The organism is Sporosarcina sp. SAFN-010 (assembly GCF_059415065.1).
In genome coordinates this window covers 1-13,111 of sequence record NZ_JBPFDS010000011.1, presented here as the reverse complement: position 1 = coordinate 13,111, position 13,111 = coordinate 1, and the positions used below count along the sequence as shown (strand labels likewise).

General features: G+C 38.3%; 20 protein-coding genes. 7 read left to right on the top strand and 13 right to left on the bottom strand.

Features of this window, described 5'->3' with window-relative positions:
* Positions 1-15: 15 nt before the first annotated feature.
* The 4 genes from ACR65F_RS12685 to ACR65F_RS12670 all read right to left on the bottom strand — a co-directional run bounded on the left by ACR65F_RS12685 (position 16) and on the right by ACR65F_RS12670 (position 1,100).
* Positions 16-324 carry a hypothetical protein gene (locus ACR65F_RS12685; RefSeq protein ID WP_440504615.1) on the bottom strand — a complete coding sequence of 103 codons (309 nt, stop codon included), beginning with the start codon at positions 322-324 and terminating at the stop codon, positions 16-18.
* Between the two features lie 15 nt (positions 325-339).
* Positions 340-618 (bottom strand): hypothetical protein, encoded by a 279-nt coding sequence (locus ACR65F_RS12680; RefSeq protein WP_440504614.1) that lies wholly within the window; start codon positions 616-618, stop codon positions 340-342.
* A gap of 86 nt (positions 619-704) precedes the next feature.
* A complete protein-coding gene (locus tag ACR65F_RS12675; protein ID WP_440504613.1) occupies positions 705-899 on the bottom strand; it encodes a hypothetical protein in 195 nt (64 codons plus the stop codon).
* A gap of 18 nt (positions 900-917) precedes the next feature.
* Positions 918-1,100 carry a helix-turn-helix domain-containing protein gene (locus ACR65F_RS12670; protein ID WP_440504612.1) on the bottom strand — a complete coding sequence of 61 codons (183 nt, stop codon included), beginning with the start codon at positions 1,098-1,100 and terminating at the stop codon, positions 918-920.
* 338 nt (positions 1,101-1,438) lie between these two features.
* Between ACR65F_RS12670 and ACR65F_RS12665 the strand changes: the two genes are divergently transcribed.
* Genes ACR65F_RS12665 through ACR65F_RS12655 form a run of 3 tightly spaced genes read left to right on the top strand, consistent with a single transcriptional unit; the run spans position 1,439 to position 4,099 of the window.
* Positions 1,439-1,750, top strand: a complete 312-nt coding sequence (locus tag ACR65F_RS12665) for a helix-turn-helix domain-containing protein (protein ID WP_440504611.1) — start codon at positions 1,439-1,441, stop codon at positions 1,748-1,750.
* Positions 1,747-2,220 carry an ImmA/IrrE family metallo-endopeptidase gene (locus tag ACR65F_RS12660; RefSeq protein ID WP_440504610.1) on the top strand — a complete coding sequence of 158 codons (474 nt, stop codon included), beginning with the start codon at positions 1,747-1,749 and terminating at the stop codon, positions 2,218-2,220. The genes ACR65F_RS12665 and ACR65F_RS12660 overlap by 4 nt, the downstream gene beginning before the upstream one ends.
* A 16-nt stretch (positions 2,221-2,236) precedes the next feature.
* Positions 2,237-4,099, top strand: a complete 1,863-nt coding sequence (locus tag ACR65F_RS12655; protein ID WP_440504609.1) for a recombinase family protein — start codon at positions 2,237-2,239, stop codon at positions 4,097-4,099.
* A 53-nt stretch (positions 4,100-4,152) separates the two neighbouring features.
* On the opposite strand, the gene ACR65F_RS12650 is transcribed toward ACR65F_RS12655, so the two are convergent.
* From ACR65F_RS12650 to comGA, 3 genes are read right to left on the bottom strand one after another with little or no spacing between them, the layout of a single operon-like run.
* Positions 4,153-4,236 (bottom strand): prepilin-type N-terminal cleavage/methylation domain-containing protein, encoded by an 84-nt coding sequence (locus ACR65F_RS12650; RefSeq protein ID WP_440504703.1) that lies wholly within the window; start codon positions 4,234-4,236, stop codon positions 4,153-4,155.
* Between the two features lie 14 nt (positions 4,237-4,250).
* A complete protein-coding gene (comGB, locus tag ACR65F_RS12645) occupies positions 4,251-5,336 on the bottom strand; it encodes a competence type IV pilus assembly protein ComGB (protein ID WP_440504608.1) in 1,086 nt (361 codons plus the stop codon).
* On the bottom strand, positions 5,299-6,300 hold the full coding sequence (comGA, locus tag ACR65F_RS12640) for a competence type IV pilus ATPase ComGA (protein WP_440504607.1): 1,002 nt from the start codon (positions 6,298-6,300) through the stop codon (positions 5,299-5,301). Before comGA ends, comGB begins: the two co-directional genes overlap by 38 nt.
* 263 nt (positions 6,301-6,563) lie before the next feature.
* Here comGA and ACR65F_RS12635 point away from each other — a divergent pair, with 263 nt between their 5' ends.
* Positions 6,564-6,806, top strand: a complete 243-nt coding sequence (locus ACR65F_RS12635; RefSeq protein ID WP_025784748.1) for a DUF2626 domain-containing protein — start codon at positions 6,564-6,566, stop codon at positions 6,804-6,806.
* A 32-nt stretch (positions 6,807-6,838) separates the two neighbouring features.
* On the opposite strand, the gene ACR65F_RS12630 is transcribed toward ACR65F_RS12635, so the two are convergent.
* The gene (locus ACR65F_RS12630) at positions 6,839-7,474 is read right to left on the bottom strand and encodes an MBL fold metallo-hydrolase (RefSeq protein WP_440504606.1); all 636 of its coding nucleotides are present in this window, start codon (positions 7,472-7,474) and stop codon (positions 6,839-6,841) included.
* 161 nt (positions 7,475-7,635) lie between these two features.
* On the opposite strand from ACR65F_RS12630, the gene ACR65F_RS12625 reads away from it, so the two are divergent.
* A complete protein-coding gene (locus ACR65F_RS12625; protein WP_025784750.1) occupies positions 7,636-7,815 on the top strand; it encodes a DUF2759 domain-containing protein in 180 nt (59 codons plus the stop codon).
* 111 nt (positions 7,816-7,926) lie between these two features.
* Here the strand turns inward: ACR65F_RS12625 and ACR65F_RS12620 are convergent, their stop codons facing one another.
* The 4 genes from ACR65F_RS12620 to rpmG all read right to left on the bottom strand — a co-directional run bounded on the left by ACR65F_RS12620 (position 7,927) and on the right by rpmG (position 10,940).
* Positions 7,927-9,849, bottom strand: a complete 1,923-nt coding sequence (locus ACR65F_RS12620; RefSeq protein WP_039043816.1) for an LTA synthase family protein — start codon at positions 9,847-9,849, stop codon at positions 7,927-7,929.
* A gap of 102 nt (positions 9,850-9,951) precedes the next feature.
* Positions 9,952-10,173, bottom strand: coding sequence for a YqgQ family protein (locus ACR65F_RS12615; RefSeq protein WP_231567276.1), 222 nt, complete (start codon positions 10,171-10,173; stop codon positions 9,952-9,954).
* Positions 10,155-10,724, bottom strand: a complete 570-nt coding sequence (locus ACR65F_RS12610) for a 5-formyltetrahydrofolate cyclo-ligase (protein ID WP_039043815.1) — start codon at positions 10,722-10,724, stop codon at positions 10,155-10,157. The genes ACR65F_RS12615 and ACR65F_RS12610 overlap by 19 nt, the downstream gene beginning before the upstream one ends.
* 66 nt (positions 10,725-10,790) lie before the next feature.
* Complete coding sequence (gene rpmG, locus ACR65F_RS12605) at positions 10,791-10,940, bottom strand: 50S ribosomal protein L33 (protein WP_025784754.1); 150 nt, start codon at positions 10,938-10,940, stop codon at positions 10,791-10,793.
* A 169-nt stretch (positions 10,941-11,109) separates the two neighbouring features.
* On the opposite strand from rpmG, the gene ACR65F_RS12600 reads away from it, so the two are divergent.
* Entirely contained in the window at positions 11,110-11,469 is a 360-nt protein-coding gene (locus tag ACR65F_RS12600; RefSeq protein ID WP_052245959.1) for a hypothetical protein, read from the top strand.
* Positions 11,466-11,930 (top strand): hypothetical protein, encoded by a 465-nt coding sequence (locus tag ACR65F_RS12595; protein WP_440504605.1) that lies wholly within the window; start codon positions 11,466-11,468, stop codon positions 11,928-11,930. The genes ACR65F_RS12600 and ACR65F_RS12595 overlap by 4 nt, the downstream gene beginning before the upstream one ends.
* 242 nt (positions 11,931-12,172) lie before the next feature.
* Here ACR65F_RS12595 and ACR65F_RS12590 read toward each other — a convergent pair.
* A partial coding sequence (locus tag ACR65F_RS12590) for a transposase (RefSeq protein WP_440504604.1) occupies positions 12,173-13,111 on the bottom strand: 939 nt, incomplete at its 5' end.

Genomic DNA, 13,111 nt, shown 5'->3' with positions numbered 1-13,111 from the left:
CGTCCTGCCAGACGGTCATTTTTTGTTCCAGTCGACTACGAATTTTCGAGTGGTATACGATAAACCCAATAGATTTTTGTGGTTCTCAAACTCAAATTTGCACTCGTAACCTGCATCTAAAAATGCTTTTTGAATAACTTTCAACTCTCGAATCTCCTCAGTGTCGTAGATAGTTTTCTCAAATCCGCTGTATCCTTTCAGTGCCGCTTCTTCCATTTGACCAAGAATATTTTTAAAAAAGGGGCCTTCCAACACGCCTTTCTCAAATTCAACACGTCCCGATTCTGAAAGCTCCTTCAGTTCATCAGCCTTTGTAATATTCATCTGTTTCACCTCCTCTCAAAATTCCCTAACAAGCTTCCGAAAGTCTCCATAGATTCTCTTCACTGGCGATGGGATGTTGAGCTTTGGATTCAAATCCGCATCGTAAAATTCCCCTGTTTTCGAATTTCTACGCAAGATCCGTACAGTTCGAACTTTAAACTTCGGGACGCTTTCTAAACCCTCCACTTTTGCTTCGACTTTCCAAGATCCGCATTTAGACGTCCAGATTTCCCGCATTTCTTTGAATGCTATTTCTGGTTTACCTGGTAGGATACAAACGCTTGTCCTTTCCATGATTAGACTCCTTTCTATTAATTACTTTTGTGAAGCGAAATAAATTAATGCCAACTTTTGTTGTAGCGTTAGATTTTTCCAAGCCTTTACTTTGATGGACATTCGATTACCTCCGTTAAATTGTCGTTCGCCAAATCCCATATTTCTCTAAGGGGTTTCGTTCCATTTCCCCAATGCTGAATTAAATCTAAAGCTTGTTGAGAGTTTCGAACTGATAACTTTGCCAGTTTTTCAGGTAGGTGTGTACGTATTTTTACTAACTCACGGTTTATCAATTCCATGAAAACACCTCTTTATTATTAGATGGATAAGATTTTTTGGATGTGCTTAATATGTTCTTGGGCCTTGGGACCATCTTTCCGACCGTTTATAATATCGGACAAGTAAGCATTTGAAATGCCTACCAAATCGGCCAGCTCTTTTTGTTTCATCTTTCGTTTGAATAATTCCGACCTAACTTGTATCCCTAAATCTTGCGACATATCAGAACCACCTTTCTTTTCATGAGATATACCGTCATTGGCTCGGTATCACAGCGCTCCAAAGAATACTAAGCTAAATTATTCGCTAATGTATTGACCTAAATTAGCGTACATGCTATTATCAATGCATAGCTAAATAAGACTTAAAAAAGCCTTTAAATACGCCATTTAACCGTTCCCCAACGAAAAAATGTATTTTAATAGGTCCTGTTTTTTGTTGCTTTTTAGCGAATAAAGTAGCTTATGAACAAAGTATAGTAGCGCGCTCGCTAATTGTCAATACATAAATAGCGCAAATGCTATTTTTATTTTCATAAGCTCACGAAAGGTTGATATAAGTGAGTTTAGTCAATAGGATTAAAAAATTATGCACTATGAAAAAAGTTACTATTGCAGAGGTAGAAAGAAAGACTGGTATTTCAAATGGGCAAATTCGCAGATGGGATACATCTTCCCCTAAAACTGAGAATGTACAAAAAGTTGCAGACTACTTTAATGTCTCCGTTGATTACCTTTTGGGTCGCACTGAAGAGACTCACATTGAAACAATAGCTGCACACCATGACGGTGAAGAGTGGACAGATGATGAACTAGACGAAATTGAGCGTTTTAAAGAATTCGTACGTATGAAGCGAAAAGGTCAGGAGTGATTTATTTGCCTTACGAGAAATTACTGCATGAAGCATTTCAACAGGGCGTAGAAGTCTACGAGGAACCTTTGAAAGGAAGAATCAAAGGTTTATATTCTGACAACTTTATTAAAATCAATAAATTAATTCCCACGAGTATTGAAAAATGCTGTGTCCTAGCCGAGGAGCTAGGGCACTATCATACTTCCTGTGGAGTCATATTAGATCAAACAAAGCTAATGAATAGGAAGCAGGAGAAAAGAGCGAGAAATTGGGCTTACAAGAGGCTAGTACCTTTATCTAGTTTTATAGACGCATATAAATCCGGCATTAAAAACAGATATGAATTGGCTTTTTATTTGGGAGTAACTGAACCCTTTATCGAGGAAACACTCTATCGTTATAAAGAGGAGCATGGCCTTTTTGCGATTGTAGATGATTATGCGGTGTACTTCGAACCGCTTGGCGTATTAGAAAAAAATAGATTCTAAAGGAGGTTTATTTTATATGTCAATTAATTTACGTGTCGCTATCTATATCCGCGTGTCCACTAAATTGCAAGAAGATAGATATAGTTTAAGTGCTCAAATATACGAATTAAAAAGATATGCAAATTCGATGGATTGGAAAATTGTCGATATTTATAAGGACGTGGATAGTGGTACTAAATTAAAAAAAGATGGGTTAGAAGCGATGTTGGATGCGGTTGAAGAGGGACTTGTGGATGTTGTACTTTGTATCGAACAAGACCGTTTATCTCGTTTAGATACCGTGAAGTGGGAATACCTTAAAGGTGTACTACGAGATAACCAAGTTAAAATTGCAGAGCCTGGTAACATTGTAGATTTAACTAATATTGATGATGAGTTCATGTCTGATTTGAAAAATCTACTTGCACAACGATCAAGAAAAGATATGCTCCGAAAAATGTCGAGAGGTTTGAGACAATACACTCGAGAAGGAAAACTTTGGGGGCGGCAGCCAGATGAATATATATTTGATAAAGAAACAAAGACAGTTTCAATTAACGAACAATTCGCATGGGTTATTCCATACATTGATAAAATGTTCCTTGAAGATGGATATGGGGTTGGGGCAATAGCACATCACCTAAATACTTTTTCCAAAACACCCAACGGAAGACCCTGGCATTCCAATACCGTTTACACAAAATTAAACGCCAAAACATATCACGGCGTTCTTGAAAAAACATTTTCAAATGGAGAAACAATTTTTGCTGAAGGGGCATATCCAAATCTAAGATCAAAAGAAAACTATGATCGGATTCAACATCGCGTTAAAAATAATGATATTCAATTCCCTAGTTACAGGCATGATCATCATCCATTAGGCCTGTTAAATATCGAATGTGGAATATGCAATCGCAAAATTAGGTTGCAACAAGCTCAAGCAGATAAAACTGGCAAACGTAGATGGTATTTAAGTCATAATGGAAGACTGGCAGATCCTTGTCCTGCAGAGCCAAGATACAACGCTCTACAAGTTGTCAGACCGCTTACAAAAGCAGTAAAAGACATTTTACTGAGTGAAGAAACAGCTAAATTATATCTTGATATTGAATTTACAGATACTGAAAGGTTAAACGAATTAGAAATTAAAGCAAACTTCCTACAAACTTCTATCGTTGAAAACAACGAAAAACTCGATAAGTTATTAGATCTATATGTTGATGGTAAATGGTCTAAAGAAAAACTTGATAATAAATCCAAGGAAATTGAGTTGAAAAGTTTGGAGTTTAATAAGACATTAACGGATGTCTTGAAAAAGATAGAACTAATAAAGTCTGATCAATACAGCTATGAAATCATCATTGATAATTTAACCTATATAGAGGAACATTTAGCGTCTATCCATCGGCTCGAAGAAGAATATAACGATCGTGATAAAGAAGAATTATTTGGTACATTGTTTGAAAGTGCTATTCTATTACCTGACACTAATGAATTGGTATTGAAATTACACACACTAAGAAACTTACCAATTGAGGTTAAAATTAAAATAGATGATACGGTGTTAGTATATGAAGAGATGTTGATAGCCTCTCAAAAAGCACGCTATGAGTCCACACAGGAGCTTTTAAAAGCTCAACCTAAGCCTATATCATTTATGGAATTGAAACGACTTACAGAGCTGAATGCACAGACTTTACGAGAGGATGAAAGACGCTTCGGTCCCTATTCAAACATGAAACTAGGTAAAGGTAGTCCGGAGAGAAAAGCGGTATTAGTACAAGGCATCAAAGATATACTTTCTAAAAATCAAAAAATAAGTAGTATAGATATTGCACATGAATTAAAAACATCACAAGGAACGGTATTGAAATATATTAGGGAGTTCAATCTAAGGTAGTCCATATATTTTTTTATAATTAAACACGCATTGATATAGTCATTATTTCAAATCTATATATTAACAACAGAAATAATTAATAGAACAATCATCATTTCTATCAGAGTGAACGCTTTCTCATTGCGTAAAAATTTCATTGGATTTGCTCCTTTTACATGTTTTTTATCATTCCGTATACGGGCAATAATAGTGCTAAATACGCTGCAATTATGCAAACGGCTAGAGCGACAAACAAAACTGGTTGCAACATGGCCATCATCCGATTCACTTTTCGATCAATTGTGCTCCCTAACTGCTCACTATAGAGCAACAATTCCTTAGCTAAATGGCCACTGTCAGATCCGTGTTTTGCAAAGAACGATAAGTCTCGTGTAAGCCCATCTGTAAGATTTATCGCTATATGAAAAGGTTCTCCTTTTCCTGCTTCCTCATGAATCGATTGTGCAACTCGCGCTAAAATGGGATCCGTTTTTTGTTTCGTTAAAATAGTCATCGCTTCTTGAATTGAATTACCCGCTGAGAGTAAGTTTCCGGTTTCAGAAGCAAATAGTCTCGTCAAAACGCTACTATACATTTCACCAACAAACGGAAGCGCTACTACTCTTTTGATTTTTGCTGCAGGACTTAATCGTTTCAAATAGATTCTAGTAAATACTAACAAAGCCCCACCAGCGCCGATTCCTCCTAATAACATATCAGGTGCTTTCGCTACCACACGAGGTAAGTATTTTTCAATACCTTGAGTTGTTACCGAACGAGAAGTTGCTAGTGTCTCGAAGTTCGGTAGAAAATAAATCTTGAATGCAATCAGCAATAACGCCATAGCCAACATGAGTACAACTGGATAAGTCGCTGCTTGAATGAATTTCTGTTTTCTTTGTTGTGCTGCTTCTAGACGTAGGGACGCGCCATTCAACGCTTCTGCTAACCTTCCATCAGTCTCCGACAACTCAACAGACAATAAAATCCTGTCTGGAAATCCTAGTACTCTAAGTACTTCGGAAACGTTTGCTCCTTCTCTAAAAATGTCATCAACTTCTTGTATCAAGCTCAAACTATTTAAACTGTGATGAGGTAGTAATAAAGAAAAACATTCGTGAATCGTATAGCCTTCCTGCAGTAATTCAGAAGCACGCAAAAGAAACAGCGACTTGTCTTTTACAACGTATAACGAATTTCTTTTTCGTGAATACCAACGCTTAGGATGAATAATTGGAGTTACTGTATTTTCTCGCAACTGCCTCTACACTCCCTTCCTCAGAGAGATAGATCGGTTCTTTCTTACTAAGGGAGTCTTTAAGATTCTCTAATTCTTCATCTTGATAAATCTCAAAAACAGCTGCCAATTCGCCATCAGATTTACGAATGAGACGCTGAGCTGAAATGCAAACGGCCGTCTGCCGCAGTTCCTCTGGCGAGATACCGAAATCCATCATCCTATAAAAGCAGCCTAAAGGATCTTTTGCGTGGACAGTAGTTAAAACTAAGTGACCCGTTAAAGAAGCTTGCACAGCAATTTTCGCTGTTTCTGCGTCACGAATTTCACCTATCATAATGACATCCGGCGAATGGCGTAGAATTGCTTTGAGTCCCGCTGCATAAGACATACCCGCACGTTCATTCACCTGAATTTGCAATAAATGACTATGAGGATTCTCAACGGGATCTTCTAATGTAATTACGTGACGCTCTAACTCATTAACACAATGTGCAGTTAATGAATAGATAGTCGTGGTCTTGCCGGAGCCAGTTGGACCTGTGATCATGAAAAGACCTTGTTGCTTAGTTATGGAGTGTTTCAGCATTTCAGCCCATGATGGTTCGATGCATAATTGATCAAGTGATACAATCCGGTCATGTTGTTGAATCCGTATGACCGCACTTTCATTTAAATGTATGGATGGAATTGTTGAAATACGAAATGAGTAGTTACTTTTGTTGAATTGTTTGTGGAATGAACCGCTTTGAGGTTTTCGGCGGTCGCTAATATCGAGGGAAGATAGGAATTTGTAAAAAGAAATCATGCGGGTCGCTAACTGTGGGGGGAGTTTACCGATCCGTTCCAGCTTGGTGCTTTTTTTGTGAAACAAGCCATAGCCATCTTCAGTTGGTACAAGGTGAATATCTGTTGCATCCACATCAATTGCTTTTTGCAATAATTGAAAACACTTTTGTTCAATCACATTTTCTTGAGTTTCCATGTACACCCCTCTCTCTATAAACATAAGACCGCTTTATGTCTTGCCCATAGTATAATGCCCCTTAAGACAAAATGGAATAGTTTGCGCGAAAGTAGCATTTTGGATACCCATAGCCGTATGTCAATTTAATTTTCATTTAATTAAAATTATTTTAAAATCACGGATTTGTCACATCGAACCCTTTACTTTGAGTTTACTTTTGACAGCACTATCCTATATAATAGAGAGGAGTTTATTGTATTGTTGTAAGGAGGGACGCACTTATGGATAATATGTTCAAGCTGTGTGGTTTCTGGACAGGGATTTTCGCAGTTATGTTTTTTGTTGGTCATATGGACCAAGTCGCACTTTTATTTGTCGCAAGTACTATTTTCTTCATGCTGCTTGGCTACATGAAACTTACTGAAAGAATGTACTTGTATATGTTTGGCGCGTACTTAATGTTATTTACAGTTGGGTTCACGTACTATGCAACATTCATTCACGTACCAGGAGCAGGACACTAAAAGTAAAAACAGCCGAAATTCGGCTGTTTTTTTTAAAATCCATTTAGAAATGGATTTGAGTCCATCTCGTCTTTAGGAGTTGTTTTTGGCCCGTGTCCTGGATAGACTTTATAATCTTCGTCTAAAGATAATAACTTCTGCTCAATCGCTGTCAGCAATTGATGTGTGTTACCTCCAGGAAGGTCTGTACGACCAACTCCTTGGCGGAACAACGTGTCTCCAACAATAACGAACCGATTATCATGAAAAACGTAACTTACGCTTCCTGGTGAGTGGCCTGGGGTGTGGCGTACTTCGAACTCAAAAGGACCGAGTTGCATTGTACCTTCACGGTCAATAGTATGATCTGCCAGTTGACATACAACAGGTGCTAACATTGGATATTTCGCTGATCCATTTAAATCCGGATTGCGTAACCATAAATTTTCATCTTTATGGATGTATACCGGAATGTCGTATCGCTTACGTATTGGCTCAAGTGCTCCAATATGATCGAAGTGTGCATGTGTCAGTAAAATCGCTATCGGCTTCATATTTGCCGCTTCGATTGCTTCAATAATTTTCTCTGGCTCTTCTCCTGGATCGATTATTAGGCAATTACCGTTGGGACTACTAATCAGATAACAATTCGCTTGTATAGGTCCGAGTGGTAAGGTTTTAATTTTCATAAGAATCGCCTCCTCTACTTTATAGTACGGAATCCTTGCAAAAATTTCAAACAATCGTCACGTTTACAACTCGACAAACTATCAACGAAACAGTACAATAGAAGGTGAGTATTGCTAACTAGGCATTCATCTGTTCTTTTTTGAAAGGAGTGTCATCATTCATGAATCTTTTAATGGTTATTTTTGGTCTTATTGCTATTTTAGCTGTAGTTGGTACCGTGCAAGGATTCAAAGAGCGTAACTTGCTCAGTATTGTATTTAACTTATTGGCAGCCGTAATTTTTGGTGGCTTTACAATTGCTACAATTGTTTTCCAAGGCTATCCACCATCCCTACATTAATGTCAATCGAAAACGTCTTTTGCTTAATTGCAAAAGACGTTTTCTTTTTTCTCCTTATTAGATCACACAGAAAACCCGATTGCGCATAATAACTCGCAATCGGGTTTTTTCTTATTCTTTACCTTTTGTTTCTGTTTGTTGTTTTATTTCTGTCTGCGGTTCTGAATGATTACCTTGCCCATCTTTAAATCGTAGCAAGTCACCATTAATAATTGTATCTGAGTACTCAAGTTCTTTGGATGCTCGCTCTACATAAGGCGCACATAGCTCTCCATCTGTAGGTTCACCCGTTTCAGCATCATAACAAACCTCATGTGCATAAACGTATTTGTCCGTTACAAATCTGCCGTCTCTAAAAATTACAAAGTCTTCATGTTCTTTCGAGAACAAGTCAGAGCCGAACTGTAAATCGTCTTTCGTATCAATTCCGGCCAAGTTTAGTACTGTAGGACGAATATCCATTTGGCCAGCAAGTTCATGCATCACTTTTCCTTTACCATTGCCAGGAATGTGAATGAAGAATGGCACTTTTTGAAGCTCAGTATTGTCAAACGGTGTAATTTCTTTATCTAAATACATACTCATTGCTTTGTTGTGATTTTCAGAAATACCATAGTGGTCACCATACATCACAATAATGGAATTATCGTAAAGTCCACTCTCTTTTAGCTCTTCGAATAATACTTTGATCGATTCATCCAAGTAGCGAGACGTTTGGAAGTATTTGTTTAACGTTTTCGAATTTGATGTATATGGAGGAATTAGCATATCCTCATCATCCAAGTCAAAAGGGTGGTGATTGGTTAAAGTCAACAAACGAGAAGAAAATGGCTGTGGCATCTCTTTCATCATCTCTACAGACTGTTCAAAGTATGGAATATCTTTCATTCCCCAGTTTACAGCTTGACCTTCACCAATATCATAACTCTCTACATCATAGAACTTTTCAATACCGAGAGCTTTGTACATGATGTCACGGTTCCAGAAGCTCCGGTTATTCGCGTGCATTACGTTAGTAAAATAACCGTTGTCAGCTAGTTTTTCTGACATAGAATCGAATGTATTACCACTGTGTGTAAAGAACACGGCACTACCATTTCTCGGATAAATTGAGTTTTCAACAATAAATTCTGCATCCGATGTTTTTCCTAACCCTGTTTGGTGGTAGAAGTTATCGAAGTAGAATGTATCTTCATCCTTTGTCAATTCGTTAAGGAATGGTGTAATTACATGACCATCCATTTCTTGGTTAATGACAAAACTTTGAAGGGATTCAAGAGAAATCGTAATAATATTACGTCCTTTTGCATCTTCGAACATATCTACACTTGGTTCTTTATGATTCGCATGTACATAGTTCTCGACTTCAGAAAGCTCACTGCCATCAGCCAGTACACGCTGTGCATGTGACTTCGACTGGATAATCAAGTCATAAATGTGATAGTTGTACGTACCAATGTTTTTCACAAGCAATTCACGATCAAAGCTTCGTGTCAATAATTGAGGACGCTCTGCCTCAGCAAGACCTAAGTTCACCATAAACAATGCCGCTGTTGCGATGAAATATAACCGGCGACCCATTTTAAATTGATTTACGGTCTCGGTTGGCTGGGGGATAAATTTCACAGCAAGTGCCACAATAATTACATCCGTGAAAAAGAAAATATCAGTGCCATGAATATTTGCCATGACCGATGAAGACAAGTCTCCGAAGTTATTTGTTTGGAAAAGCGTTGGAATGGTTATGAAGTCACTGAAGAAACGATAAAACACTGCGTTCGCGAACATTACAATCGATGTCATTACACTGATAGTGATTATATAAATATTACGACGTTTCGTTGTTTTGATAAATAGTGCTACTCCATAAACTAACAATAAAAAACTAAGTGGGTTTATAAAAAGAATTAGTTGTTGAACCATATTATCTATACTCATATTAAAACTTGTCAAATAACCGAAGTAGGTCGTTAGCCAGGTTGCAAGAACTGCAACCACTAGCACGGAGTGTTTCGGCCAGTTAATTCTATTCATTTCATCTCGTCCTTTCTAAATCGAAAACATGCATCTACCTTATAATAACGTTTTAGGACACACAAAAGTTTCACTATAACAAAATACATTGGAATGATGTGTCTACTTTTCGGGAGTTTCCACACATTTGGACAACTCATTTCGTATAAGTAATGATGCACTGATATAGTCTTCTTTCATGATAAGTTTGTCATCATACAAATCTTTCAGTTCGGACTGCATTAATAATATATCCGCTCTTCTATCACCCGTATAGATATATGCACCGAAACGCTTCATAAGTCTTATGACGTCCCAAAATTCTTTCATTCCTGTATGTTGCATTGAATTTCACGCTCTTCTGTGATTATTTTTCGCACTGGTACATCATGATTTTCAATCGGTACTTGGTCGACAAGCTGAAGTTCAAAAGCAATGGATATAGTTTCTCCAGTATAAGTTTCTAGATAACGATCATAATAACCGCCTCCATAGCCTATGCGGTACCCCTCTTTTGTGAACACAACTCCGGGAACGATCAGTAAATCGATTTCAATCTTATTCAAAGAGTCTGTCGTTAATAGATTAGGCTCTTGTAAATCTAAGTAAACTGTCTCTAGTTGTTCAAATGAAGTAATCCCTCTGAAATCCATTGTTTTTTGTTCCGGGTTACACTTCGGAACTACAACATTTTTCCCTAAAGTCCAACATGCTTCAATAATTGTACGTGTTTGAACTTCGGTCTGACGTGATATAGTAATAGCTATCGTTTCAGCTTTTATAAATTCTGCGGTTTTAAGTAAGCGTAAACGGATACATTCTGACTTTCTTATATATTCATCCGCAGACATATTTTTCAATTTCAATAAACAATTTTTCCTGATTATAGTTTTCATTATATACTCTCTTCCCTTCTTTTTGAAAGAAAAAACCAAAACCGTGATAGGTTTTGGCATGAGCAATTATTTCGTTTCACGGTGAAGCGTTTGCTTCATTTCACGTGAGCAATATTTTTTCATTTCAAGACGTTCTGGATTGTTACGCTTGTTTTTCTTTGTGATATAGTTACGCTCACCACATTCTGTGCAAGCAAGTGTAATATTTACGCGCATTGTTGTCCCTCCCACTCATCAGCGATAGTAGAGTATTTATGAGCATGATTTATACGACTGTTCTATTGTATCATAAATTCAATGATTGTCTAGCAAGAAATCTAAATTCCCTAATTGGTTTTTGATATGGTACCATTAAGTAAACTAACTTACCAAGGAGGGCGCTATTGTGTCACTGCCTATCACCCTTATGATAGTAGGGATTATTGCTTTGTTCGTTTCCATCTTTTTTGGTTCAAAGCAACCGAATACAGACGAAATCGAAAAAATTTCAATCAGTTTACACCAAGAGACCAGCCAATTGAAAAAAAGGTTGAAGGCACTAGAAGAAGAGTTAATGGTAGAGCCAGCACCAATCACTCAACTACCCCGAACTAATGAAATGCAGAAACCAGTACATACGATTATCGTAAGTCAGATTATTGCACTTCACGGGCAAGGATATTCTATTGACGACATATCCAAACGCTCTTCCCTCCCTTCTGAACAGGTACTTTCAGTCCTCCGTTCGAAAGGTGTGCGCGTATGATCCGACAACTCCTCCAACTTATAGGCGTCGGGTGCTTAACAGCAGGCGCTGTTTTATTTTTCACAAGCGCGACTATTTCTTCAGAAGACAAAGACTCTGTGAATCAGGACAAGGCAATTGCAGAGCTCAATCAAGAATTAGCTACTGTTAAAGCTGCTTTAGCAGACGCACAAAAAGCTACCAAAGCTGATGATAAAACTACAGTATCTACACAAAAGTCCGACGAATCCGAGAAGAAGGACTCTGTTACCAAGATGATTCTCACCTTGTCGTCCGGTGATACTTCTAAAGATGCTTCTGATTCTCTTGAAAAATCGGGAATTATAAAAAGTGCAACCGAATTTGAAGGATATCTAACTAAAAATGGCTTATCTGGAAAGATGCAGATCGGGCAACATGAAGTAGATTCATCCATGAATTTCGCGGATCTTGCCAAAGAACTTACAACTGTAAAGCACTAACAAAAAGACAAGCTTAGTGATACTAAGCTTGTCTCAGACTGTAGACAAAAGGGTTGGAAATCGAAATGATTTCCAACCCTTTTGATTTTTGTTCGTATAAATCTGCAACTGGTCAAGAGCCGTTGATCTCCGTTCCGGTCGGACGCTTTCCAGGGGGCTTGCCCTCAGCCTCCTCGTCGCTTTGCTCCTGCGGGGTCTTCGCGCTGCGCTGATCCCCCAGGAGTCGCCGCCCTGCTCTCCAATCAACTCGATGTCCCACAGGACATTCCATATGTATGTGCATTTCCCCTTACAGGTGGGATCCATGTCCAGTTGGCAAGTTTCTTCAGATTTTGGGCAGCGAAAGTAAGCATCGCCTGCATAGACATTTTTTTAAGTCCCCTCAGGGTTGTCCATCGCATACCATGCTTCTCTTTGGCATCGGCAAAGACTCGTTCAACCGTCTCTTTGCGTTTCCCGTATATTTCTTTGATTTCATAATGATGTCTCAATTCTTCTGCTGCATCTAGATATTCTTGCCTGATGTGACGCTGAATCAGCTTTTGTTGATTCTTACTTTTCGTGCACTGATCAATCACTGGACAAAGGTAACAATCGAAATGCTCATCATAGACGTACTCATCTTTCTTGAAGAAGCCTTCCTTTGTCATGGACCGTTTATAAGGAAGCACCGGCAATATCTGATTTTCTAGGAGATAGTTTGCGATAGCTAGTGTCTTATAGGCAGCGTCAGCGGCGACAGCCAGTGGACGCTTTACTTTATCGATAATTTTCTGGACGAGCGGTTGAAGCATATTGCTATCGTGAACATTACCGGGAGTGACGATAGTTGCGAGCACAAACCCTCTTTCATCCGTGGCTGCGTGATAAGAATAAGCAAACTGCTTTGTCCGCTCATCTTTTACATAGTAGCCACTTTCCGGATCTGTTGTGGATTCTTTAATTTCTTTGTGCTCGTCTTTTTCAAACTTCTCTGGTGGAAATGGTTTTTTACCGTTCTTCTCACGATCTATGTTGAGCTCTTCCTGGAGCTTTCGTTCATAGGCTCTGCTTTCTATACGGACAACTTTCTTTTGGAACTTCCGTTTGTTTGCACTTGCTTTCACGTGTTCCGAGCTAAGTAGCCCACGATCTGCGACTTCCTTTAGTACTCGATAAAAGATCTGTTCGAATAGATCTGT

Bases quoted from the DNA above. Each gene is read 5' to 3' on its own strand.
- ACR65F_RS12625 (WP_025784750.1), top strand. From the start codon at position 7,636: ATGAATCTTTTAATGGTTATTTTTGGTCTTATTGCTATTTTAGCTGTA.
- ACR65F_RS12630 (WP_440504606.1), bottom strand. From the start codon at position 7,474: ATGAAAATTAAAACCTTACCACTCGGACCTATACAAGCGAATTGTTAT.
- ACR65F_RS12675 (WP_440504613.1), bottom strand. From the start codon at position 899: ATGGAATTGATAAACCGTGAGTTAGTAAAAATACGTACACACCTACCT.
- ACR65F_RS12635 (WP_025784748.1), top strand. From the start codon at position 6,564: ATGGATAATATGTTCAAGCTGTGTGGTTTCTGGACAGGGATTTTCGCA.
- ACR65F_RS12670 (WP_440504612.1), bottom strand. From the start codon at position 1,100: ATGTCGCAAGATTTAGGGATACAAGTTAGGTCGGAATTATTCAAACGA.
- comGA (WP_440504607.1), bottom strand. From the start codon at position 6,300: ATGGAAACTCAAGAAAATGTGATTGAACAAAAGTGTTTTCAATTATTG.
- ACR65F_RS12610 (WP_039043815.1), bottom strand. From the start codon at position 10,724: ATGAAAACTATAATCAGGAAAAATTGTTTATTGAAATTGAAAAATATG.
- ACR65F_RS12620 (WP_039043816.1), bottom strand. From the start codon at position 9,849: ATGAATAGAATTAACTGGCCGAAACACTCCGTGCTAGTGGTTGCAGTT.
- ACR65F_RS12680 (WP_440504614.1), bottom strand. From the start codon at position 618: ATGGAAAGGACAAGCGTTTGTATCCTACCAGGTAAACCAGAAATAGCA.
- ACR65F_RS12615 (WP_231567276.1), bottom strand. From the start codon at position 10,173: ATGCAACATACAGGAATGAAAGAATTTTGGGACGTCATAAGACTTATG.
- ACR65F_RS12655 (WP_440504609.1), top strand. From the start codon at position 2,237: ATGTCAATTAATTTACGTGTCGCTATCTATATCCGCGTGTCCACTAAA.
- rpmG (WP_025784754.1), bottom strand. From the start codon at position 10,940: ATGCGCGTAAATATTACACTTGCTTGCACAGAATGTGGTGAGCGTAAC.
- ACR65F_RS12685 (WP_440504615.1), bottom strand. From the start codon at position 324: ATGAATATTACAAAGGCTGATGAACTGAAGGAGCTTTCAGAATCGGGA.
- ACR65F_RS12650 (WP_440504703.1), bottom strand. From the start codon at position 4,236: ATGAAATTTTTACGCAATGAGAAAGCGTTCACTCTGATAGAAATGATG.
- ACR65F_RS12595 (WP_440504605.1), top strand. From the start codon at position 11,466: ATGATCCGACAACTCCTCCAACTTATAGGCGTCGGGTGCTTAACAGCA.